Source organism: Corallococcus caeni (assembly GCF_036245865.1).
GTDB lineage: Bacteria > Myxococcota > Myxococcia > Myxococcales > Myxococcaceae > Corallococcus > Corallococcus caeni.
Genome location: NZ_BTTW01000003.1, coordinates 248,398 through 272,114, shown reverse-complemented (window position 1 = coordinate 272,114; position 23,717 = coordinate 248,398). Strand labels below are relative to the sequence as shown.

Annotated in this window: 16 protein-coding genes; 8 read left to right on the top strand and 8 right to left on the bottom strand. The window is 71.6% G+C overall.

Annotated elements, in window-relative coordinates; translation table 11 throughout:
- Window positions 1-122 precede the first annotated feature (122 nt).
- Window positions 123-4,280: a CARDB domain-containing protein gene (locus AABA78_RS15410; RefSeq protein ID WP_338263836.1), complete on the top strand. Its 4,158-nt coding sequence runs from the start codon at window positions 123-125 to the stop codon at window positions 4,278-4,280.
- A gap of 89 nt (window positions 4,281-4,369) precedes the next feature.
- On the opposite strand, the gene AABA78_RS15405 is transcribed toward AABA78_RS15410, so the two are convergent.
- From AABA78_RS15405 to AABA78_RS15385, 5 genes are all read right to left on the bottom strand, one after another.
- Entirely contained in the window at window positions 4,370-5,344 is a 975-nt protein-coding gene (locus AABA78_RS15405; protein WP_338263835.1) for an NAD-dependent epimerase/dehydratase family protein, read from the bottom strand.
- Window positions 5,345-5,378: 34 nt separating this feature from the next.
- Window positions 5,379-5,912: a hypothetical protein gene (locus tag AABA78_RS15400; protein ID WP_338263834.1), complete on the bottom strand. Its 534-nt coding sequence runs from the start codon at window positions 5,910-5,912 to the stop codon at window positions 5,379-5,381.
- 57 nt (window positions 5,913-5,969) lie between these two features.
- The gene (locus tag AABA78_RS15395; protein ID WP_338263833.1) at window positions 5,970-7,523 is read right to left on the bottom strand and encodes a Y-family DNA polymerase; all 1,554 of its coding nucleotides are present in this window, start codon (window positions 7,521-7,523) and stop codon (window positions 5,970-5,972) included.
- Between the two features lie 12 nt (window positions 7,524-7,535).
- Window positions 7,536-8,396: an ImuA family protein gene (locus tag AABA78_RS15390; RefSeq protein WP_338263832.1), complete on the bottom strand. Its 861-nt coding sequence runs from the start codon at window positions 8,394-8,396 to the stop codon at window positions 7,536-7,538.
- A 258-nt stretch (window positions 8,397-8,654) separates the two neighbouring features.
- Entirely contained in the window at window positions 8,655-9,872 is a 1,218-nt protein-coding gene (locus tag AABA78_RS15385) for a vWA domain-containing protein (protein WP_338263831.1), read from the bottom strand.
- A gap of 269 nt (window positions 9,873-10,141) precedes the next feature.
- On the opposite strand from AABA78_RS15385, the gene lon reads away from it, so the two are divergent.
- Both lon and AABA78_RS15375 read left to right on the top strand, forming a co-directional pair.
- Window positions 10,142-12,598 carry an endopeptidase La gene (lon, locus tag AABA78_RS15380; RefSeq protein ID WP_171413601.1) on the top strand — a complete coding sequence of 819 codons (2,457 nt, stop codon included), beginning with the start codon at window positions 10,142-10,144 and terminating at the stop codon, window positions 12,596-12,598.
- A 170-nt stretch (window positions 12,599-12,768) separates the two neighbouring features.
- On the top strand, window positions 12,769-13,749 hold the full coding sequence (locus AABA78_RS15375) for an aldo/keto reductase (protein ID WP_171413602.1): 981 nt from the start codon (window positions 12,769-12,771) through the stop codon (window positions 13,747-13,749).
- 23 nt (window positions 13,750-13,772) lie between these two features.
- Here the strand turns inward: AABA78_RS15375 and AABA78_RS15370 are convergent, their stop codons facing one another.
- From AABA78_RS15370 to AABA78_RS15360, 3 genes are all read right to left on the bottom strand, one after another.
- Entirely contained in the window at window positions 13,773-14,741 is a 969-nt protein-coding gene (locus AABA78_RS15370) for an FHA domain-containing protein (RefSeq protein WP_338263830.1), read from the bottom strand.
- On the bottom strand, window positions 14,729-16,087 hold the full coding sequence (locus AABA78_RS15365; RefSeq protein ID WP_338263829.1) for a S1 family peptidase: 1,359 nt from the start codon (window positions 16,085-16,087) through the stop codon (window positions 14,729-14,731). The genes AABA78_RS15370 and AABA78_RS15365 overlap by 13 nt, the downstream gene beginning before the upstream one ends.
- Before the next feature lie 66 nt (window positions 16,088-16,153).
- On the bottom strand, window positions 16,154-16,882 hold the full coding sequence (locus tag AABA78_RS15360) for a hypothetical protein (RefSeq protein WP_338263828.1): 729 nt from the start codon (window positions 16,880-16,882) through the stop codon (window positions 16,154-16,156).
- A 70-nt stretch (window positions 16,883-16,952) separates the two neighbouring features.
- Here AABA78_RS15360 and AABA78_RS15355 point away from each other — a divergent pair, with 70 nt between their 5' ends.
- From AABA78_RS15355 to AABA78_RS15335, 5 genes are all read left to right on the top strand, one after another.
- A complete protein-coding gene (locus AABA78_RS15355; protein ID WP_171413605.1) occupies window positions 16,953-17,432 on the top strand; it encodes a hypothetical protein in 480 nt (159 codons plus the stop codon).
- A gap of 154 nt (window positions 17,433-17,586) precedes the next feature.
- Window positions 17,587-18,684 carry a 6-phosphofructokinase gene (locus AABA78_RS15350; RefSeq protein ID WP_338263827.1) on the top strand — a complete coding sequence of 366 codons (1,098 nt, stop codon included), beginning with the start codon at window positions 17,587-17,589 and terminating at the stop codon, window positions 18,682-18,684.
- A gap of 22 nt (window positions 18,685-18,706) precedes the next feature.
- Window positions 18,707-20,797 (top strand): serine/threonine-protein kinase, encoded by a 2,091-nt coding sequence (locus tag AABA78_RS15345; RefSeq protein ID WP_338263826.1) that lies wholly within the window; start codon window positions 18,707-18,709, stop codon window positions 20,795-20,797.
- The gene (locus tag AABA78_RS15340; protein ID WP_338263825.1) at window positions 20,794-21,789 is read left to right on the top strand and encodes a tetratricopeptide repeat protein; all 996 of its coding nucleotides are present in this window, start codon (window positions 20,794-20,796) and stop codon (window positions 21,787-21,789) included. The genes AABA78_RS15345 and AABA78_RS15340 overlap by 4 nt, the downstream gene beginning before the upstream one ends.
- Before the next feature lie 23 nt (window positions 21,790-21,812).
- A complete protein-coding gene (locus tag AABA78_RS15335; protein WP_338263824.1) occupies window positions 21,813-23,711 on the top strand; it encodes a sigma 54-interacting transcriptional regulator in 1,899 nt (632 codons plus the stop codon).
- The last annotated feature ends 6 nt before the right edge of the window (window positions 23,712-23,717 follow it).

Sequence of the window (23,717 nt, the reverse complement as noted above, 5' to 3'; positions counted from 1 at the left end):
CGGCGCGTTTTTTTGATGCGCCTGGCTTTTCGCCTTTGTCGGTCCCCTTTTATTCCTCGCAATGTCAGACCGGCCCGCGCGGCCGGCGTCTCGTGGATTGCACATCCCCCAAAGGAGAACACATGCAACGGCTCTTGCCGTCATGGAGACAGGCGTGTCTGCTCATCGCTGGCACCCTCGTCATCAGCGGCTGCGGAAGTGAAGGCGCGTCGTCCAAGGCGACCCCCGACCGCGGTCAAAGCCATTCACTGGACTACGAAGCGGACCTGATCATCACCGAGCTGCGCGCCCCCGACAGCGCTCGCGACGGGTCTGCCTTCACCGCCACCGTGAAGGTTTGCAACCAGGGCCCCGCGACAGCGTATCCCCTGGGCGGCGGTGGAACGCGCCTGCAGGTGTACCTGTCCACGACCCCCACCCAGGTGGTGCCCGGCCCCGACGATCCGCCCATTTCGCCCGAACAGGTCACGGTGGGCGAGGTGAACATGAGCCCCATCGCGGCCCGCCAGTGCGTCACGCTCACCGTGCCCGCGACCGCGTTCCCGCCTCCGGGGCAGTCCGGCACCGCCTACTACCTGGGTGCCAGCGTCGACACCCAGGGGAAGGTGCAGGAACTGGATGAGACGAACAACGGCTTCGTCCGCGGCCTGATGGGCGTGGGCATTGGCCCGGACCTCGTGGTCTCCGAGGTGCATGCGCCCCCGAGCGTCCGGCCCGGAGCGGGCTTCCTCAGCGACGTCCGCGTCTGCAACGTGGGCACGGAGCCCTCTTCGAGCACCCACGCGGAGCTCTACACCTCCACGGTGGACACGCTGAGCCTGCCCATGCCCGGCTCGCCGACGCCGACCCAGCTGCTGGTGGGCTCGGTCCCCGTGCCGTCGCTGGAGGCGGGCCAGTGCCGCACGCTCCGGACACAGACGTTCGCGCAGCTTCCCCCCGCGGCCTCCCAGCCCGGGCAGCCGCTGTACCTGGGGGCCATCATCGACCCGGACCAGACGCGCCCCGAGCTGCGCGAGGACAACAACACGCGCGTCGCGGGCCGGCTGAGCCTGGGGGACCAGGCCGATCTGGTGATCACCTCCGTGACAGGCCCCACGAACATCGAATGGGGGATGCCGGTCTCCGCCTCCGTGACGGTGTGCAACGTGGGCACGGAGCGCGCCCAGGAGGTGCGCGCGGACGTGCTGCTGTCCACGGAGGCGTCGCTGTCCGCCTCGCAGCAGCCCGGCTCCCAGACGGAGTCCTTCGTCGGCCAGACGCAGGCGCCGGGGCTCGATGCCGGACGGTGCGTCACGCTGCCGGTGTTCGGCGCCGCGTCCCCGCCTCAGGCCTCCCAGCCGGGCGACACGCTGTACCTGGGCGCGCGCGTGGACAGCATGCTGTCCGTCCCGGAGCTGCGTGACGACAACAACACCTTCACGAGGGGCATCGTGGGCGTGGGCCATGGCCCCGACCTGGTGGTGCGCTCGCTGAAGGCGCCCGCCAACCTCGCGCCGTCCTCGCCGTTCTCCGCCGAGGCACGGGTCTGCAACGTGGGCACCGGCGACCTGCAGGGCGCCGCCCACCTGGAGCTGTTCCTCTCCACGGAAGACACGTTGGCGCCTCCGTCCCCGAACGGGCCCTACTCCGAGTGGACCCAGGCCCCGGCGGGCGGGGCGGCGGTGTTCTCCCTGGCCGCCGGCCAATGCCAGACGGTGCTGGTGAATGGCTATTCCCAGCTGCCCATCAATGCGCAGCCGGGTCAGCCCCTGTACCTGGGCGCGGCCATCGACCCGTTCGCGTACGTCCCGGAGCTGAACGAGGACAACAACACCTTCACCCAGGGGTGGGTGGGCACGGGCCCGGAAGCGGACCTCGTGGTGACCGGCGTGCAGGCCCCCGCGAACCTCCGCGACGGCCAGTCCTTCACCGCGACCTACACGGTCTGCAACCAGGGGTTCTCCCCCGCGTCCTCCTACGCCTACGGGGTCTCGCTGTTCCTCTCCACGGAGCTGGCGCCGCCCGTGTCGCGGCCGCCGCCGGCCCCGCCTGTGTTCTCGGAGCTGCCGCGGGCCTACGCCTTCCTGGGCCGGGCCGAGCCGTCCATGCCGCTGGGGCCCGGGCAGTGCACGACCCAGCGCTCCACGTTCATGGCCCGGGCTCCCCTTGACGCGGCGCCCTCGCCGTTCGAGCTGCCCCTGAACCTGAGCGCGGTCGTGGACCTGCAGGGGCCCGAGCCGCGCGTGGACAACAACGGCTTCGCCGCGGGCACCGTGGGACTGGGCAGTGGGCCGGACCTCGTCGTCGCCGAGCTCTCGGGGCCCGCCAGCGTGCGGCCCTGGGAGTCCTTCACCAGCACCGTGAAGGTCTGCAACGTGGGCACGGAGCCGACGCCGGGCGGCTCGCGCGTGGCGGTCTACCTGAGCGTGGATGACACCCTCACCGCTCCGAGCCCCCTGCCCTCCCAGCCCATGCCCATGCCGATGGGCGGCCGGTTGACCGTGAACGACGTGACCCTGCCGACGCTGAACGCGGGCGCCTGCCACACGCAGCAGGTCGCCGGACAGGCGGGCACTCCGCCCGACGCGCTTCCGTTCCGTCCGCTGTACCTGGGAGCCGTCGTCAACCCGGATGCGATGACGCAGGAGCTGCGCTGGGACAACAACACCCGCGTGGCGGGCCCCCTGAGCGTGGGCAACGGGGCGGACCTGGTGGTCACCTCGCTGGAGGCCCCCGCCACCGTCGCGCCGTGGGAGCCGTTCGCCGCCAGCGTGCGCGTCTGCAACGTGGGAACCGACGACGCGAGCTCCACCGAAGTGGCGCTCGTCGTGTCGACCGAGGAGACCTGGACCCTGGCCCCGCCGGGCTCGCCCGCGCCGTTCCCCACCCCCAGCCAGTTCGTGGCGGGGTACCTCAACGTCGCGCCGCTCCAGGCCGGTCAGTGCGTGAGTTCCATGGGGATGATGTCCGCCACCATGCCTCCGGGGTCCCTGCCCGAGCAGCCCGTGTACCTGAGCGCCGCCGTGGATCCGTTCCAGAACCGGATGGAGCTGCGCGAGGACAACAACATCTTCGCGCGGGGACGCCTGGGCGTGGGCAATGATCCCGACCTGGTCATCACCGGGGTGACGCCGCCCGCCAGCATCCAGGAGGGCCGGTCCTTCACCACCACCGTCACCGTCTGCAACCAGGGCTCCCAGCCCACACCGGCCGGGGTGCAGGTGACGCTGCACCTGTTGACCCACCCCGCGCTGTCCCTGCCGGCGATGGGCGCGCTTCCTGCGGCGCCCGGAGAGCTGCTGGGCGAGGTCTACGTCCCGCGACTGGGAGCGCACGCCTGCAGCTCCACCTCGGTGAGCGGGAACTACTACGGGCCCACCGGCGGGTCGGAGCCGCGGACGTACTACGTGGGGGCCATGGTGGACCGGAACTGGGGCATCCTGGAGGTGCGCAAGGACAACAACACCTTCGTCGGGCCGCGCGTCGGCGTGGGGTCCGCGCCGGACCTCGTCGTCACCGCCATCGGCGGGCCGGCGAACCTCGAGCCCGGGGCACAGGCGCAGGTCCCCGTCACCGTCTGCAACCAGGGCACGCAGTCGTCCTCCTCCCAGATGGTGGAGTTCTTCCTCTCCACGACGGCCACCCCGCTGGAGCTGACCTTCCCCGGTGGGTCCATGGACCCGGCCTCCGGGGTGTCGCTGGCGGGCACGGTGGAGATTCCCCCCCTGCCGGAGAACGCATGCGCCACGCGGGAAGGCACCCTCCACGCCACTCCGCCGCCCACGGCGCAGCCGGAAGTGCCCCTCTACCTGGGGGCCTTCGTGCGCGCCTGGGACGCCACCGCCGAGCTGCGCACGGACAACAACGCCTTCGTGCGGGGCCGCATCGGCGTGGGGTTCGCGCCGGACCTGGTCGTCACGGAGGTCACCGCGCCGTTCGCCGTGCGCAGCGGCGAGCTGTTCGCCACCACCGTGACGGTCTGCAACCAGGGCACCGCCCCCACGGGGTGGAACGGAGGCCGGCTGGAGCTCATCCTCTCCACCCAGCCCACCCTGGCGTTCCAGGGCGGGATGCCGGGCTCCTCCTCCACCCAGGTGACCCTGGGCGAGCTGGACGTGGGCGAGCTGGACGCGCAGCAATGCACGACGCGCCAGCTCTTCACCTCCACATCCACGCTGCCCGGCTACCAGTCCTCCGGGCTGTTCTACCTGGGCGCGCTGGTGGACTCGCAGCAGTCCGTGATGGAGCTGCGCGAGGACAACAACGCCTTCGTCGAGGGGTTCCTCGCGGTGCTGCCGTAGCCCCTCCATCCGGCACGTAGGACACGCGGGCGTCGGCCGGGGTCTTCACGAGCCCCGGGCGGCGCCCGCCGCCTTTTTCACGCACGGCTTCAGCGGGCGGTGCCCAGCCACTCGCGGTACCACGCCACCAGCCGGGCCACGCCCGCGTCCACGGACACGCGCGGGCGGAAGCCCGTCTCCGCCTCCAGCCGCGAGGTGTCCGCCCAGGTGGAGCCCATCTCCGCGGGTTGCGAGGGCACGGACGTCACGCGGGCCTTCGCGCCCCAGTGCCGCTCCAGCAGGCCCACGAAGTCCCCCAGCGCCACCGGCTCGCCGTGCCCCACGTTGAGCAGCCGGTGCGGCGGGCTCCCCGCTGGCGGCCGGTCCAGCACGCGCAGCACGGCCTCCGCCACGTCGTCCACGAAGGTGAAGTCGCGCCGCATGCGCCCGTCGCCGTGCAGCCGCAGGGGTTCGCCCTTCGCCAGCGCGCGCAGGAACAGGAGCGGCGCCATGTCCGGACGGCCCCACGGCCCGTACACCGTGAAGAAGCGCAGGCCGCTGGCGGGCAGCCGGTGCAGGTGGCTGTACGCGTGCGCCATCAGCTCGTTGGCGCGCTTGGTGGCGCCGTAGAGATTGAGCGGCTGATCCACGGGCGCGTCCTCGCGGAACGGGGCGGGCGTGGCCGCGCCGTACACGGAGCTGGAGGACGCGTAGACCAGGTGCTGGACGCGCGCCTCGCGGCAGGCCTCCAGCACCCGCACGAAGCCCGTCACGTTGGTGTCCGCGTACGCCGGGGCCTCCGCGTCCGGAGCCCGCACGCCCACGCGCGCGGCCAGGTGCACCACGCCCTCCGGACGCGCGGCCGTGAACGCTTTGCCCAGCCGGGCCGCGTCGGTGATGTCCCCGGCCAGGAAGGTGAAGCCGCGCGCGCCAGCCAGCCGCTGGAGGCGCGAGCGCCGCAGCGCCACGTCCCCGGGGGCCGCGTCCAGCGCGTCCAGGCCCACCACCGTGTCACCCCGGGCGAGGAGCCGCTCGCAGACATGGGCGCCGATGAAGCCCGCCGCGCCCGTCACCAGGACCCGCATGCCCCCCTCTTGCCGCGCGAAAGCAGGCCGGCCGTCACGGCACCACCTGCACCGCGTCGATGACGGCCCGGCGCAGGAACGAGTTCCAGTCCGTCGCGGACTGGTAGGCGCTCACGATGGGCTGCGAGCGGAACGTGTCCGTCCAGAGCACCTGGCCGTTGGGGTCCACCATGCCCAGCCGCAGCACCACGTCCACGCGGCCCAGCACCGAAGCGCCGGACACGTCCAGCCAGTCCAGGATGACCACCACCGCGGCCTCGGCCTTGTTCTGCTGGACGAAGGACGACACCTCGTCCGTGAGCGGCACCGGGGCCTGGGACTGGCGCGTGGCCACGACCTCGAAGCCGCGCGTGAGGAGCTCCGCCTCCGTCTGGCGGGCCAGCACCGTGCGCGGGTTGCTCTCACCGATGATGTCCTGGCGGAACGTGCCTGTCGGCAGCACGTCCACGCGCGAGCCCGCCACCACCACCACCTTGCGGATGGCTCCCTGCGGGCGCACCTGCCGGGCGGCGCAGGCCGGGAGGACGAGGGACACGAGGAGGAGCGGGAGGAGTCGTGCGGGGCGCATGCCGTCACGCTAGGCCACAAGCGGCGGGGCCTCCACCCCGACCGCACCGCCCGCCCGTCAATCGAACAACCCCTGCAGGTAGAAGCCCCCGTCCCGCCCGTCCCGGTACACCCAGGCGGGCCCCAGCCCCTCGAAGTGTACCCGGTAGTAGTCCCGCTGGTACGGGGTGTCCGTCCACCACTCACCACCCAGGCGCTCCGGCCCCGCCATCGCCGTCACCCGGTGCCGCCGTCCCCCGAGCCGCGCCGCCAGCATCTCCCCGGACGCCGCCACCTCCGCGTCCAGCCGGGCTGGCTGGGCCAGGAGCCGCGACGGCCGCTCCCGGGCCGCCCCCGTCTCACGCCAGACGGTGATGGGGGCCGTGGGCTCCGGCGCCAGGGACGAAGGAGTCGAAAGAGCCTGGGAAGCCGGGGAGGACAGCAGGCCGCGCCGCGTCTCCGGAGGGTGGAAGGCCCGGGCCGTGTGCGCGGACTCCGGGCGGTGCACCGGCTCCAGGGACGCGGCGAACAGCGCCTCCTCGCCCAGCGTCGTCGCCAGCCGCGACAGCACGGCCTCCAGGGCCGCGTCCCCCTCCGGCGCGTCCCCCAGCGCGAGCTGCTGACCCAGGTCCTCGTCGTGCGCGTCCACCCGCACGGCGACCTCCGCCACCGGCCGCTCCAGCCGCAGCTCCCCCAGCCGGTGCCGCGCCAGGTCCAGCAGCAGCTTCGCGCGCGCCGTGGGCCGCGCCAGCAAGAGCGGCACCTGGGCCTCGCCGGTGGGGTCCAGGCGCAGCACGAAGGTGAGCCGCACCGCCGCCCGCTGCCGCCCGGAGAGCCGCGCGCCCAGCCGGTCCAACAGCGTCTTGAGCGCGAACTGCACGGGCTCGAAGGTGTCCGCGGGCGCGTCCAGCACCACCCGGTCCTCCAGCGCCTCCTCCAGTGGCTCCGGCGTGAAGGGCGTGTCGTCCACGCCCCGGCACCGCGCGTGGACCCGGGCCGCGCCCGCGCCTCCGCGCGCCGTCACCGCCCCGGCGGGCAGCGCCGCCACCTCCCCCAGCGTGGACAGCCCCAGCACGGAGAAGGCCCTGGCCGCGGCGTCCTCCAGCGCGCCCAGCGGCAGCGGCGCCAGCGCCCGGGCGCCCTGCCCCTCTGGCACCACCTCCACCCGCCGGGAGCCATGCCGCGCCAGCACCCGCGAGGTGACCGCCTCCGACGCCACCGTCACGTGCGCCCGGTAGCCCTGCTCCGCGCAGACCTCCAGCACGCGCGCGCCCAGCTCCGGTTCCCCTCCCACCAGGGGCGCCGCGCTCGCGTCGAACCACAGCCCGTCCGGCGCGTCGCGCTGGAAGCCCGGGCACAGGCCGAGCAACGACTCCCCCAGCGCGGCCAGCGCCTGGGCCTCGTCCTTCGGCCGGTACGGGAAGTGCCGCAGCCCCGGCTCCAGCGCCGTGGCCGCCGTCAGCGTCATCCCCGGCCGCACGCCGGCCTTCAGCGCGCGCGTGGAGGCGAAGGCCACCCGGCGCTGGCCGCGCACCTCCTCCACCAGCACCAGCGGCTGGCCCGCGAGCGCGGGCGATTCGATGACCTTGCGCTGCACCGGGAAGCGCATGACGTGCAGGTAGCCCCTCCGCATGGCCCACCGTCCTCAGCAGCCCGACGACGGCCCGGGAAGCGCGTCACCCAGCGAGGGCATGGGCGCGTCGCGGCCGGGCCGCTGGCCCAGGATGCCCAGGCCGTTGCGCACGCGGTCGCCCGGGTCGCGGTAGAAGCCCGGCCCCGCGTCCCCGGCCTGCGCCACGTCCGCGTCCAGCATCCTCGCCCCGGCCTCCAGCCCCACCTCCGGGTAGAGCTCCCGCCAGGGGCGCACGACGCGCGTCCCCACGCCCCCGCCCCGGCTGCGCTCCAGTTCCACGGACCAGCCCTGGACGCCCCGGGCCTCCAGCCGCAGCCGCGCGAGCCCGTCCGCGGGCGCCTCCGGCGACGTCAGCAGCAGCACCAGCGTCCCGCCCCGCGCCGCCGCGTCCACCAGCTTGCGCGCCTCCGTCAGCGCCAGTCGCTCCGGACGCCCCGGGGCGCCCACGCCGTGCGTGAGATCCAACACCACCGCCGTGAAGGCGCCGCTGCGCGCGAGCTGCACGGTGGACCACACCCGCTGCGCGAAGGCCCGGGGCCGCACGACGAGCAGCCGCTCCAGGTCCACGCCCAGCGCCGCCGCGGCGGGGGGATAGAGTTCCTTCGGACCATCCACCCACGCGCACAGGCGCAGCTCCCGGTGCGCGGACGCCACCGCGCGCAGCGCCAGGCTGGTGCGCCCCGACGCGGCCTCGCCGCACAGCTCCACGGAGGTCCCCAGCGGCAGGCCGCCCTGCGGCAAGAGCGCGTCCACCGCGTCCACGCCCGTGCGCAGCACCGACAGCGCGCGCCGGGGCGCCGCCTGCAACTGGCGGATCCGTTCACGCAGCTCCTCCACCACCCCCAACCCCGACCGCTCCACCGCCGCGCTCATGCCGCCTCCTCATCGCCCGCGCACCCGCCACCGGTGCGCGCATGAGGCCAGTATCCGAAGCCGTCTGACACCCAAGCAGGCGGCATTCCGAGCGCGTGGGACCTGTCGCGTCGGGTGCTCCGCTCGACGGGAGGAGTCGGATCCGCGCGCGTCACTTCACCCGGCACCGGACATGACAGGTCATGCGCCACGCCAAAGAAGAAGGGCCCCGCGTGCTTCGCGGGGCCCTCCGGGTGCGGCGCGCGGATCAGCTCCGGGCTACCCGGCGCACAGCACCTTCACCTCCACCTTCGTGTCGCCCACGCGCCGCAGGCACGGGCCCAGGAAGAAGAGGCGCGCGGAGCGGTCTTCGCCGGAGGGCTCGTAGCGGAAGTCGCCGTTGGCCGCCGTGCACGTCTGCACGGAGCCGTCCGCGCGCGTGACGTACACCACCGCGAGCCGCGGATCCGGCAGGTTCACCACGTCCACGCTCTGCGCCACCGTGGCCAGGGCCGCGATGTCCAGCAGCGTCTGCTGGTAGCTCGGCTTGCAGATGGAATCCAGGTTCGCCCGGGTCGCGTCGAACGCCTTCGCCATGGCGCTCTGCCGGTAGCCGGGCCCGTAGGACGTCGGGCAGTCGACGTTGCGCACGTAGGTCGTGCTCCCCACCAGCTCCGTCGTCAGCTCCGCGCGCTTGTCCGTCAGCGCCACCGGCCCGATGGTGGCCCACAGCACCTCGCGCGACGCGCCCGTGCCGTCATGCAGCCCCTGGAAGGCCTGGTAGTACTCCGCCACCGGGGTCAGCTTGTCCCCCTGCACGGTGCAGGAGTCCACGGAGGTGTCCTGCCCCAGCGTCACCGGCGGCGGCCGCTGCGTGGAGCTGCAGTCCTCCTCGTCGGACACCACCACCACCAGCAGGCGGGCGCCGTCCCGGAGGAAGCCCGCGTTGCCGCCCTCCGACATCGGCCGGGTGGCCAGGGGCGAGGCGACCGCCAGCCGCACCGCCTCGAAGGGCGTCTCCTGCCCGCTGCCGGACGTGCCCTGGTTCACCAGGCGCTGGAACTTGTCCAGGAGCAGCGGATCCGTGCCCTCGATGAAGCGCTCGGCGGTGGGCACGCCCGCTTCGTCCTTCACCGGCTGCAGGCGGCCTTCCTGATCCGGGAAGGAGCGGATGGTGTCCGAGCCGTTCGCCAGGAGCAGGCGCTGGTACACGGAGGTGGTGATGACCCCCACGCGGAAGTCCTGCGTCACCCCGCTGCCCTCCTTGAGCGCGGCCAGGAAGGCGGGCAGCTCCGTCGCGATGCCCTGCTGCTCCTCCTGCATGGAGCCGGAGTTGTCGATGACGAAGAGGATGTCCGTCTTCTGGGGCGCCAGCACCGGCGGCGTGGCCTCGCAGGCGTCGGGCACCGTGGATCCCGCGTCGTCCACGGGAGAGTGGCATCCGAGCGCCAGGAGCGCGGACAGCGACAGCAGGTGGGCGCAGGTGTGGAGCTTCACATCGGCCTCCAGTGCGGGGGCGCGCGCTCGCGCACCGCATCAAGCGTGAGAGGGGGCGAGCATGCCCCACCCCTTCGCCGGACGCGAGACTTCTAGGCCGTTAAGAGAGGAGCGTCGAACAGCCGACGAGGCACGGAAATAACGCACATCGCGTTTGCCATGTCCGGTTTGGTTGTTACGTTGGTTCATCCGTCGCAGAAAACAACCGGATGGTTCACCGGCCCGGCCGCTTGCTGACCGGGTTCAAGCAAGGAAGAGGCCGAACTCCCATGTCTGACGAGAAGAAGAAGGGCACCGCGGCCAGCGCCATGCCCACCGCGATGGCTCCTCCGGGGCTCATCAACAAGGAAGACATCCCGCAGGTGCTGCCCATCCTGCCGCTGCGCAACAGTGTCTTCTTCCCCGGCGGTGTGCTGCCCCTGGCCGTCGGCCGCCAGAAGACCATCGCGCTGATCAAGGACGCCGTCCGTGACGACCAGGTCATCGGCGTCGTGACGCAGCGCCGCGCCGAGGAAGAGGATCCGGGCGCGTCCGACCTGTACACGATGGGCACCGTCGCCCGCATCGTGAAACTCCTGAAGATGGGCGAGGACAACTACTCGCTCGTGGTCCAGGGCCTCGCGCGCTTCCGCGTGATGGAGCTGGTGCAGGAAGCCCCCTACCTGAAGGCCCGCGTCGACGCCGTGGAGGACAAGACCTCCAGCGAGAACGTCGAGGTGGAGGCCCTGGGCATCAACCTGAAGAAGCTGGCGCGCGAGGTCATCGAGCTGATGCCCGAGCTGCCGGCCGCCGCCACGGAGCTGGTGGAGAGCATCACGCACCCGGGCCACCTGGCGGACCTCATCGCCGCCAACGTGGACGTGCCCATCGAGGAGAAGCAGGCCGTGCTGGAGACGGTCGACCTCAAGGCGCGCATGAAGCTCGTCCTGGAGCTGCTCAACCGCAAGCGCGAGATCCTCAAGCTCTCCAACAAGATCGACTCCGCCGTGAAGGGCGAGATGTCGAAGACCCAGCGCGAGTACTACCTGCGCCAGCAGCTCAAGGCGATCAAGGAAGAGCTCGGCGAGATGGGCGAGGAAGAGGAAGAGCTGGACGAGCTCCAGGAGCGCCTGAAGAAGGCCGCCCTGCCCCCTGAGGTGGAGAAGGTCGCCCAGAAGGAGCTCAACCGCCTGAAGACGATCCCGGCGGCCTCCAGCGAGTACACCGTCGCGCGCACGTACCTGGATTGGATCGCGGACCTGCCGTGGTCGAAGATCAGCGAGGACAACCTCGACATCGAGAACGCGCGCCAGCAGCTGGACAAGGATCACTTCGGCATCAAGAAGGTGAAGAAGCGCATCCTGGAGTACCTGGCCGTCCGCAAGCTGAAGAACGACATGCGCGGGCCCATCCTGTGCCTCGTCGGTCCCCCGGGCGTCGGCAAGACGTCGCTGGGCCAGAGCGTGGCCAAGGCCACCGGCCGCAAGTTCGTGCGCCTGTCCCTGGGCGGCGTGCGTGACGAGGCCGAAATCCGTGGCCACCGCCGCACGTACGTGGGCGCGCTGCCGGGCCGCTTCATCCAGAGCATGAAGAAGGCCGGGACGAAGAACCCGGTCATGATGCTGGACGAAATCGACAAGCTGGGCGCGGACTTCCGCGGCGACCCGAGCGCGGCGCTGCTGGAGGTGCTGGACCCGGAGCAGAACAGCACGTTCAGCGACCACTACCTGGACGTGGCGTTCGACCTGTCGAAGGTCATGTTCGTCGCCACGGCGAACCAGCTGGATCCCATCCCCGGGCCGCTCCGTGACCGCATGGAGATCATCGAGCTGACGGGCTACACGTTCGAGGAGAAGCAGGCCATCGCCCGCATCCACCTCGTGCCCAAGCAGCTCAAGGAGCACGGCCTCAACGGGGACCACATCGAGATCCAGGACGAGGCGCTGCTCATCCTCACGACGTCGTACACGCGTGAGGCCGGCGTGCGTAACCTGGAGCGCCGCATCGCGGACATCTGCCGCGCGGTGGCGGTGGAGGTGGCCGGCGGCAAGCTGGAGAAGCAGACCATCGGCGCGGAGCGCGTGAAGGAGATCCTCGGGCCCGAGACGTTCTACTCGGAGGTCGCGGAGCGCACGGAGGTTCCCGGTGTGGCGACGGGCCTCGCGTGGACCGCGGCGGGCGGCGACCTGCTCTTCATCGAAGCGACCAAGATGGCGGGCAAGGGCGGCATGACGCTCACCGGCCAGCTGGGCGACGTGATGAAGGAGTCGGCCACCGCGGCGCTGAGCTACCTGCGCAGCAAGGCGGAGTCGCTCGGCATCAACCCGAACTTCCTCGAGAAGACGGACATCCACCTGCACTTCCCCGCGGGCTCCATCCCCAAGGATGGTCCTTCGGCCGGCGTCACCATCCTGACCGCGCTCACCAGCCTGCTGACGGGCATCCGGGTGCGGCACGACACGGCGATGACGGGCGAGGCCACGCTGCGCGGCCTGGTGCTGCCGGTGGGCGGCATCAAGGAGAAGGTCCTGGCGGCGCACCGCGCGGGCATCAAGCGCGTCATCCTGCCGGAGCGTTGCCGCAAGGACCTCATCGACGTGCCGGATCAGGCGAAGAACGAGCTGGAGTTCATCTTCGCCACGCACATGGACGACGTGCTCAAGGCGGCGATGGAGACCTCTCCCTTCAAGGAGGGCGTGGTCCCGGCCACCACCACGGACACGCCTCCGGCGGAAGTCCGGGCGTAACGCTCGACTTCAGCACCTGAAGTGACGCGGGCAGGTTCCTTCACGGGAACCTGCCCGTCGTCTTTGCGGGCGGGCCTTCACTTCCGGAGACAGGAGGTTGAAGCGCGCGCGCATGCCGGGCAATACGCAAGCAGCGAACGGAACTGGCACTCACGCCAAGGAGCGGACCCATGAAGTACGCCAACCTGGGACACACCGGCCTGCGGGTCTCCCGCATCTGCCTGGGCTGCATGAGCTACGGCACCCCGAAGTGGCGCCCGTGGGTGCTGGATGAAGAAGCCGCGCAGCCCTTCTTCCGCCGCGCGGTGGAGCTGGGCATCACCTTCTTCGACACCGCGAACATGTACTCGGACGGCGTCAGCGAGGAGGTGACGGGCCGCGCGCTGCGCAAGTACGCGAAGCTGGACGAGGTGGTGCTGGCGACGAAGGTCTACTTCCCCACCGGCAGCGGGCAGAACGAGCGCGGCCTGTCGCGCAAGGCCATCACGCAGGCGTGCGAGGCGAGCCTCAAGCGGCTGGGCGTGGACACCATCGACCTCTATCAAATCCACCGGATGGACCCGAACACGCCCATCGAGGAGACGCTGTCCGCGCTGGATCAGCTCGTGCGCCAGGGCAAGGTGCGCTACCTGGGCGCATCTTCCGCGTACGCGTGGCAGTTCATGCGCGCGCTCAGCGTGTCCGAGCGCAACGGCTGGGCGCGCTTCGTGTCCATGCAGAACCACTACAACCTCGTCTACCGCGAGGAGGAGCGGGAGATGCTGCCCCTCTGCGAGGCGGAGGGCGTGGGCGTCATCCCCTGGTCTCCGCTGGCGCGGGGGCTGCTCGCGGGTTCGCGCAAGTCGCTGGACGACAAGGAGGCCACGACGCGCGCGGGCACCGACACGCTGTCGCCCATGCTCTACAACCAGCCCGGGGACTGGGACGTGGTGGAGGCGGTGAAGCAGGTGGCGGACGCGCGCAAGGCCCCGCCCGCGCAGGTGGCCCTGGCGTGGCTGCTGTCCAAGCCCGTGGTCACCGCGCCCATCATCGGCGCGACGAAGCCGCAGCACCTGGAGGACGCGGTGAAGGCGGTGAGCCTCAAGCTGACGCCCGAGGAGGTGAAGGCCCTGGAGGCCCCCTACAAGCCGCACGAGGTGCGCGGCCTGTAGGCCCCTGAAGCGGTGGACGCGCCTCAGCGCTCCTTCACGAGCGCGTCCACCTTCTTCTCCAGCGGCTTCACGTCCTCGAAGAACGAGTCCATGGAGTGCGCCGGGGCCACGCGCAGCACCGGCGGCAGGAGCGAGCGGGGGAACTCCAGCGCCTCGCTGAAGTCCTCGTTGCCCAGCAGCTCCGACACGCTCGTGAGCGCCAGCACGCCCACCGACGCGATGACGAGCCCGCGCACCACGCGCCTCCCGCTCCAGCGCGTGACGTAGCGCAGGTGCCAGTAGAGCCCCCACCCCATCAGCCCCAGCAGGGTCAGCGTGCGCACGACGCCCAGCCACGTCCCCAGCGAGAAGCTGAAGCTCACGAGCGCGAACAGCGGCGGTGACAGCGCGAAGCCCAGCAGCACCAGGGCGCCAATGGTGGCGTGCACGCGGAAGTGGAAGCGCTTGCGCGCGATGCGGCTCGCCAGCGACCAGCCGCCGGCCCACAGGAGCGCGAGCCCCAGGGGCACCACGGCGGACATCAGCAGGTCGCCCCAGTCCGTCTTGCGGAACTGGGTCACCCGCTCGGAGATGAAGGACGTCACGACCAGCGCCTGCAGCGAGAAGGCGAAGGCGCGGGGGCGCTCCAGGAGGCGCTCGCGCGGCGCGGCGGGCGCTTCGTTGACGACGGTGTCCTCCACCACGAAGTTGCGGTGACGGAAGCGCAGCACCGTGTCCCCCACGGACACGCGCGCGTCCGGGGTGAGCACCAGCTCCTTGAGCGCCACCCACGGCTCCACGCTGAAGGTGCCGTTGACGCTGCCCACGTCATGCAGCACCACCGCGCCGTCCTCGCGCCGCTCCAGGCGCAGGTGCTGCGCGGAGACCTTCGGGTCGTCCAGGATGACGTCGTTGGCGTAGCCGCGCCCCACCGTCACCGGCAGCCTGTCCAGCCGGTGGCGGGACTGGACGGCGTCCCCTTCCAGCACCTCCAGGAAGATCACTTCGTCCACGACAGGCCCTCCAGGTAGCGGCGCGCCAGCTTGCGAGCGTTCTCCGCGGAGAAGCCGCCCAGCGTGAGGCTGGTGTCCACGCCGTGCGTGGCCGCGTTCAGCGTGGCCGCGCGCAGCACCAGGTCGTAGAGGCCCGGGAAGCGGCGGTAGGCGCGCAGGCAGAGCGCGGCGCGCACCGTGAGGCCGTTCACGTCCACGAACTCCGACTTGCAGCGGAAGTTGGTGACGTCCTCGCGCGTGGCCTCCACCGCGTCCGGGTCCTGGGAGAAGAGCGTGCTGTAGAGCGCGGAGAAGCGCATCGCGCCCAGCTTCTGGCTCTCCACGTGCTGGTGCAGGTAGGCCACCACGCCCGTGCGGTGGCTGGAGGACAGGAAGATGTCCTCCTCGGAGGAGCACTGGTAGCTCGTCACCGTGTAGGGCGTCTCCGGATCATGCGGCGTGTCGCCCCAGCACTTGAGGAACGGGCTCCAGCGGCCCGGGACGCGGTAGCCGCCCAGCGCCTGCTTCGGCAGGTCCGTGGCCATCAGCCGGTCGGTGATGCGCTGCTGGTTGGCCAGCAGCTGCTCCTGCACGGACGTCATCAGCGCGGCGGAGTCCGGGGGAGCCTCCTGCGCCAGCGCCCGGTCCAGCAGCGTCCGCGCACGCGCCACCGGCACGAGGAAGCCCACCTGGTTGCCCATGGTGGCCACGTTGACGCCCACGACACCGCCCTCGCCGCTGAGCGTGGGCCCGCCGCTCATGCCGGGGTTGATGGCGCCGGTGAAGTGCACGCGCTCGTAGAGGGCGTCGCGCACGAGGCCGTTGTAGGTGCCCTCCACGATGGTGGTGCCCAGGTCGCGCGGGTTGCCCATGGCGAACAGGCGCGTGCCCTGCGGCGGTTCGTGCTCCTCCAGCTTGAAGTAGTCGCTGACGGGGGCGTCCACCTGGATGACGGCCAGGTCGCTGACCACGTCCACCGCGAGCAGGCGCACCGGCACCGTCGCGTCGCCCCGGTCCAGCTCCGCGGTGTAGTCCTCCGGGTGGAGCACCAGGTCGGAGACGACGTGGTAGTTCGTGAGGGCGTGGCCCTTCGCGCTCACGAAGAACGCGGAGCCGATGGAGGACTTCGTGCCGGAGCGGCGCTCGATGATGCGCACCTGCGCGACGCGCCCCTGGATGCGGCGGAACAGCTCGTGCGTGGCCGGGGGCAGCGAGGCCACCGGCAGGGGCGGCACCACCGCGTCCGCGACGCCAGCGTCTGGCGCCGGGAGGACCGGCGGGGCCGGGGACGCCGAAGGCGCCGCCAGAGGCTCCGGAGGTGCCACGGGACCCTGCGCGAGCACGGCGACAAGGAGGAAGGAGAACATGGGCGGCGGCACCGTATCCCAGCGCGAGCCCCACCGGGGACGCCGTCGCCCTGCTGTCGGGCCCCGCTACGAAGCGGCTGGCCCCTCCCCCTGCCGGCGGCGGCGCCAGGCCGCGTACGACACCAGCAGGGCCCCGGCCAGGGTGCCCGCCAGCGCTCCCGCGAGCCGCCGGGACACGACGCCCGCCACCGGGGCCTCCATGCGGAAGGTCTCCAGCGAGGCGCGCACCCGCGGGGCCATGGCGTCCCAGCGGTCGGCCGGCGCGCTGACCGTCACCACGGCGTGGCGTCCCTCGGAGGCCAGGCCCGCCACCAGCACGGTGCGCACCTGCCCCGCCTCGCGCAGCGTGCCCAGCACCTCCACCCGGGGCACCGGCCCGCCCACGCGGTCCACCCGCTCCGGCGTCAGCGCCACGCCCAGCTCGCGCTGGAAGTGCTGCATCACGGCGGTGGCGAACGCGTCGCGCTCCGAGGGGCTGGCGGAGAAGCCCCCCTCCACCACGGCGATGAGGAACGTGGCCGCCTCCGGCCCCTCCCCGTCCGCCAGCGCCGCGGACAGGGCGCGCGTGCGCACGCCATCCTCCGACACCGCGCCCGCCTGCGAGCCCGCGTAGCGCTCCCAGCGCGACATGCGGAACGTGTCCGGCGGCCGGAAGCTGTAGCCGTCCCGCCGCAGCTCCGTGCCCAGCGCGCCGGACAGCGACAGCCACACACCGGTGAGCACGGGCAGGAGCACGGGACGGAAGGATAGCGCGAAGCACGGGAAGTCCCGGACCCCTTCGTGGCCCCGGGGCATGCGGCCCGCCGAGCGCTCCTGTTTCCGCGTGTGACATCCCGGGCGGGCAACAGTTACTCTCCCGCGCGAGATGACCCCTGCCGTCCGGGCCGACATGGAAGCACGTGCCGACCGCGCCCTGCGCCGGGGCGAACTCGCGGAGGCGTTCGAGCTCTTCGAGCACCTGCTCGCCGCCTTCCCGCGCGAGGAGGCGCTGGCCACCAAGCTGGCCCACCTGCGCGACAGCCTCCAGCCGGAGGAGCTGCAGCACCTGAAGAATCGCGTCCGCGAGCCCCAGCGACTGCCGCTGGGCCCGCCCTCGCCCATGCAGGAGGGCGAGCGCCTCTTCACGCTGGGTGACTACGTGGGCGCCGCCGCCGCGTACCGCCGGGCGCTGCAGGAGCGCCCCGGCAACGAGCTGGTACAGGAGCGGCTGGCGGAGCTGTACCGGATGGCCCGCGAGATGCCCGTGCAGTCCCCCACGGACCGGGCCCTTCCCGCGCAGAAGGAGGACCGGCTCCAGGCCCTCCTGGACCGGCTGGCCTCCCGGCGTCGCCTCAAGCGCGACTGAGGGGTCGCCCCCGCGTCCTTGCGAGCGCGGATCCGACGTGACAGCTGATTGATGCGTTGCACCCCCCTGGGGCGGCACCTACAATCCGCACCGACGTTGCTGTCATAGTGTCGCCCGCTCCTACTGACACCCGCGTCCGACTTTCCTCGTCCCTATGGCTCGACCTCTACGACTCGGCGTCCTCACCGGTGGTGGTGATTGCCCGGGGCTCAACGCGCTCATCCGTGGCCTCGTCCGCCGGGGCGTGTACGAGTTCGGCCATTCGTTCGTGGGCATCGAGAACGGCTACATGGGGCTGGTGGAGCCGGAGCTCGTCCGCCCGCTCGGGGTGGAGGACACGCGCGGCATCCTGCCCAAGGGCGGCACCATCCTGGGCACGTCCAACAAGGCGAACCCGTTCTCCTACCCGGTGCGTGAGGGCACGGGCTGGGTGGAGCGGGACGTGTCGGATCAGGTCCTGCGCCGCTGCCAGGAGTTGCGGCTGGACGGGCTGGTGGCCATTGGCGGGGACGGCACGCTGAGCATCGCGTCCCAGCTGGCGGCCAAGGGGTTGAAGGTCGTCGGGTGTCCGAAGACCATCGACAACGACCTGTCCGGCACGGACCAGACGTTTGGCTTCGACACCGCCCGGCTCATCGTCACGGAGGCGCTGGACCGGCTGCACTCCACGGCGGAGTCGCACGACCGCGTGATGGTGGTGGAGATCATGGGCCGGCACGCGGGCTTCCTCACGCTGGACAGCGGCATCGCGGGCGGCGCGGACCTCATCCTCATCCCGGAGATCCCGTACCGGGTGACGTCCCTGCTGGACACGCTGAAGCGGCGGGCCACGCGGCGGCGCAGCTTCTCCATCATCGCCATCTCCGAAGGCGCGTATCCGGAGGGCGGCGCGCTGTCCGTGCTCGCGGAGGCCACGGACATCCCGGGCCGGGGCGTGGTGCGGCTGGGGGGCTCCGGCAAGGTGTGCGCGGATCTGCTCGCGAGCCACATCGAGGCGGAGATCCGCGTCACCGTGCTGGGGCACCTGCAGCGCGGCGGCAGCCCGAGCGCCGCGGACCGCCTGCTGGCCACGCGCTACGGCTGCAAGGTGCTGGACCTGGTGCGGGATGGAGACTGGGGCCACATGGTGGCGCTCAGGAGCAATGAGATCGTCAGCGTGCCGCTGAGCGAGTCTCGCAAGGAGCGACGGGTGGATCCGCAAGGGGAGCTGGTGCGGTTCGCGCGGAGCATGGGCATCGGGTTCGGGGACTGAGGGGAGCGCGCGCGCCCACACCATGACGCTCGTCGGCCGCCATATCGGTCGCTATCGCATCCTGGAGGAGCTGGGCTCCGGGGGCATGAGCGTCGTGTACAAGGGCCTGGACACGGCCCTGGACCGCGAGGTCGCGGTGAAGGTGCTGCACCCGCACCTGGCCGGCAAGGACGAGTCGCGGCGGCGGCTCGCGCGCGAGGCCCGCGCGGTGGCGAAGCTGCACCACCCCAACATCCTGGAGGTGTTCGACTTCTCCTCGGCGGAGGCGCACGACGCCTTCATCGTCACCGAGTACATCCGCGGCCGGACGCTCAAGACGTACCTGGATGAAGGCCCGCTGGAGCCGCCGGAGCTGGCGGCGATGATCATCCACGAGCTGGCGGCGGCGCTGGCGCACGCGCACGAGGCGGGCGTCATCCACCGCGATCTGAAGCCGGAGAACGTCATGGTGCGCGAGGACGGGGTCCTCAAGCTCATGGACTTCGGCATCGCGCGGCTGCTCGACATCGAGGACCGGATGACGGTGACGGGCGCGCTGGTGGGTTCGCCCGCGCACATGTCGCCGGAGATCATCGAGGGCCTGGAGGCCGGACCGGAGGCGGACGTCTTCAGCCTGGGGATCATGTTCTACGCGCTGATGACGGGCCGGCTGCCCTTCACCGCGTCGAACACCACGGCGACGCTGAAGCGCATCCTGGACGGGGCCTATGAGGACCCGCGCCGCCGCGTGCCGGCGCTGTCGGACGAGCTGGCGGAGATCTGCGCGACGTGCCTCCAGCGCGACCCGGCGCGGCGCTACCCCAACGCGGGGAAGCTGCGCGACGCGCTGGCGGATGCGCTCGCGGGGCTGGGGTTCCCGCGCGTGGGCGAGGAGCTGATCTCCTTCTTCGCGGATCCACCGTCGTACCAGCGGCTCGCGCGCCAGCGCATCGTCGCGGCGCTGCTGGAGCGCGGCGAGCGGCAACTGGCGGAGAAGCGGACGCCGCGCGCGTTGGCGTGCCTCAACCACGTGCTCGCGCTGGACGCGACGAACGAGCGGGCGCTGGGGTTGCTGAAGGGCCTCCAGCGTCAGCAGCGGCGGCGCACGTGGCGCAGGCGCGGCATCCGCGCGGGCATCGGAGCGGGCGTGGCGCTCGCACTGGGGCTGGGCGGCTGGCAGCTGTACCGGATGAACGCGGCCGAGACCGAAACGCCGAAGGTGGAGACCGTGGGTCCGCGAGCCGAGGGCACGAAGGCCGCCGACGGCACGGCCACGGGTCCGCGGCTTCCGGCTGGCACCGCTGGAGCCGCCGGCACACAGGGCACGGGCGGAACGACGGGCGCGCCCAACGATGCGCAAGTCACGGGCGCTCTCAACGGCACGGACGGCACCAACGGAACGCAGGGCAGCGGCGCGCAAGGTACGGGCAGCCCCAACGGCGCGCAGATCGCGGGCGCTCCCAACGGCACGCAGGGCACGGGCGATGCCCCGGCCACGCCCACCGGCTCACGCCCCACCGGCGCACAGGGCACGGGTGGCACGGGCACTCCCGGCCGCGACGCCATCGCGCCCCCCGACACCAACCCGCGCCTCCCCTCCTCCACGGATCGCACGTCGCGCCCCACGATGGTCGCGAGCCTCGACCCGCGGGAGGACCCGAAGCCCGCGCGCGGCGGCCGGCTCCCCGTGTCCATCCTCGTGCGCCCCTACGGCTCCATCCGCGTGGACGACGGCCCCGCGGGCACGCAGCAGCTGGCGCAGCACGACGTGCACCTGACGCCGGGCCCGCACACCATCACCGTCTCCTGCGGCTACTGCGAGGACGCCACGGAGACCATCGACGTGAAGCCCGACGGAGAGAACGTCTTCCGCCTGCGCGCCCTGCTCAAGTCCTCGCAGCTCGCCCTCGACTACCAGCCGCCGGACGCCACCGTGCGCGTGGGCGATACCGAGCGCACCGCGCACGACAGCCTCCAGCGCCCCTTCGACATCCGCTCCCCCCGGGGCCCCGCCAGCTTCCAGCACCGCGTGGAGGTGGAGATCTCCTCCCCCGGCTACAAGACGGAGAAGCGCGTCGTCCTGCTGGAGCCCGGCAAGCCCACCACCCTGCGCGGGAGCCTGGCGCCCGAATGAGCCGCGGCCCGCTGCTTCTCGTCACCCTCCTCCTGGCCCTGCTCGGCCCCGCGTCCGCGCGCGCCCAGGTGCCCAACGGCGCGGATCCGGAGGTCGCGGCCCTGCGCTCGTCCTTCGAATACGGCAAGTACGCCGAGGTGCTGGAGCGCGCCGGCCAGCGCATCGACCGCGGCGACCTGCCCGAAGAGGACCTGGTGGAGCTGCACAAGCTCGCGGGCCTGTCCGCCTTCAACCTCAACAAGACCGACGAGGCCGAGCGCCACCTGCGCGCCGTGCTCCGGCTGGACCCCGACTTCAGCCTGGACCCCTTCGTCGTCCCGCCCCCGGCCGTCGCCTACTTCGAGGACCTGAAGAACCAGATGGCCGGCGAGCGCGAGTTCCTCCGCCAGGAACAGCGCCTGCGCCTGGAGCGAGAGAAGGCCGAACAGGAGCGCCGTGAACAGGAGCGCGTCGCCCTGGAGACGCAGCGCCGCCGCGCGGAGGAGCTGGCCCGCCAGGTCACCGTGCGCACCGTGGAGAAGCGCAACTTCCTGGTCAACTTCGTCCCCTTCGGCGCCGGCCAGTTCCAGCAGGGCCGCAACAGCATGGGCATCGTCTTCGCCGCCACCGAAGGCGCCCTGGCCATCACCAGCATCATCGCGTTCTTCGCGTACGACTCGCTCTTCGAGGAGCGGTTCGTGAACATCGACAACGTGCTGGACGAGGACGGCCGCGCGTCCATCCCGGTGCGCTACATCCCCACGGACCGCGCGCGGCAGGCGGACACCTGGCAGCTGCTCAAGCTCGCCTCCGCCACCGGCTTCTACACCGTCTACACCCTGGGCGTGGTGGACGCCGTCTACCACCACGAGGACCAGGTGGTGACGAGCACCACCGTGGAGTCCCGCCCCGAACCGAAGCCCTCTCCCACCGTCTCCCAGGCCGCGCCGCCGCGCGTGCGGCTGTACTCCACCCATGGTGGGCTGGGCGCCGGCTTCTCCCTCACGTTCTAGCCCCAGAAACCCAAAGTCCGCCCATGGCCAGCCTCACCGTCCGCACCCCCGATGGAAAGGTCCGCACGGTCTCCCTGCTCAAGCGCATCACCAGCCTGGGGCGGGGATCCGACAACGACGTGCCCCTGGAGGACGCCGGCGTTCCCGCCAGCGCCCTGCACGTCACCTTCGACGGCACCCGCTACGAAGTGGGCAGCCTGGGCGCCACCTTCCACGTCAACGGCAAGCGCCGCGACAACCACGCGCTGTCCACCGGCGACGTGGTCAAGGTCGGCGGCACCGAGCTGACCTTCTCCCGCGAGGACGCCCCCCGCGAACCCATCCGCCGCGAGGTGCCGGAGCGCGAGGTGACGCTCCCCTCCGCCGCCACGGCCTCGTCGGATTCGCACACCGCGGAGCTGCCCGGCGTGGTGGGCCGGGAGCTGGTGCTGCTCAAGCGGCTCACCGCGTTCAGCGAGCGGCTCTTCGGCAGCTACGACGTGGACCGCATCCTGGAGAGCCTGCTGGACGAGGCCATCGAGGTGACTCGCGCCGACAAGGGCTTCCTCATCCTGATGGAGAGCGGCGAGCCGCGCGTGAAGGCCGCGCGCAACGTGGCCCGGGAGAACATCGAGGACGCGGTGGAGAAGCTGTCCGACTCCATCATCTCCAAGGTGGTGAAGGACCAGAAGGCCATCATCGTCGCGGACGCGCTGGACGCGCCGGAGTTCAAGGCCAGCGAGTCCGTGGTGAACCTCAAGGTCCACTCCGTCATGTGCGTGCCCGTCATGCACAAGGGCGACCTGTTCGGCGTGCTCTACGTGGGCAACGACCGGCTGGTGAACCGCTTCGAGCCCAAGAGCCTGGACATGCTCACCGTGTTCGCGGCGCAGGCGTCCCTGCTCTTGCAGAACGCGCTGCTGGTGAACGACCTCAAGCTGGACAACACGGAGCTGCGCCGCAAGCTGGAGGACCAGCGCTACGGCGACATCGTGGGCTCGTGCCAGGGCATGCGGGACGTGTACAAGCGCCTGGACAAGATCGCCCCCACGGACATCTCCGTGCTGATCACGGGTGAGACGGGCACGGGCAAGGAGCTGATTGCCCGGGAGATCCACCGCCGCTCGCCGCGCACCAAGGGCCCGTTCATCACGGTGAACTGCGGCGCCATCCCGGAGAACCTGCTGGAGAGCGAGCTGTTCGGCCACGCCAAGGGCGCCTTCACCGGCGCGGTGGCCACGCGGCCCGGCAAGTTCCAGGCGGCCATCGGCGGCACGCTGTTCCTGGACGAGATCGGCGAGATGCCGCTCCAGCTCCAAGTGAAGCTCCTGCGCGCACTCCAGGACAAGGTCGTCTACAAGGTCGGCGAGAACCGCGGCGAGCCGGTGGACATCCGCGTGGTGGCCGCGACGAACAAGATCCTGGAAGAGGAGGTGAAGCGGAACACCTTCCGCGAGGACCTCTACTACCGCCTCAACGTCGTCACCGTGAAGCTGCCGCCCCTGCGCGAGCGCGGCGAGGACGTCATCGTCCTGGGCCGCTTCTTCCTCCAGAAGTACGCGCGCGAGTTCAACTCCAAGGCGCGCGGCTTCACGCCCGCGGCCGCCGTGTCCATGAAGAAGTACGGCTGGCCGGGCAACATCCGCGAGCTGGAGAACCGCCTGAAGAAGGCGGTGGTGCTGGCGGACAAGCCGCTGCTCGGCGCGGACGACCTGGACCTCAAGCCGGAGAACCTGGAGCCCATCATGCCGTTGCTCCAGGCGAAGGAGGAGTTCCAGAAGCGCTACATCAACGAGGTGCTCGCCCGGAACAACGGCAACCGCACCAAGACGGCCAAGGACCTGGGCGTCGACCCGCGCACCATCTTCCGCCACCTGGAGAAGCTGGAGGCGGAGAAGACGGGCGGCCCCCTTCCCCCGGACGAGACCGAGGAACTGCTATAGGGTTCC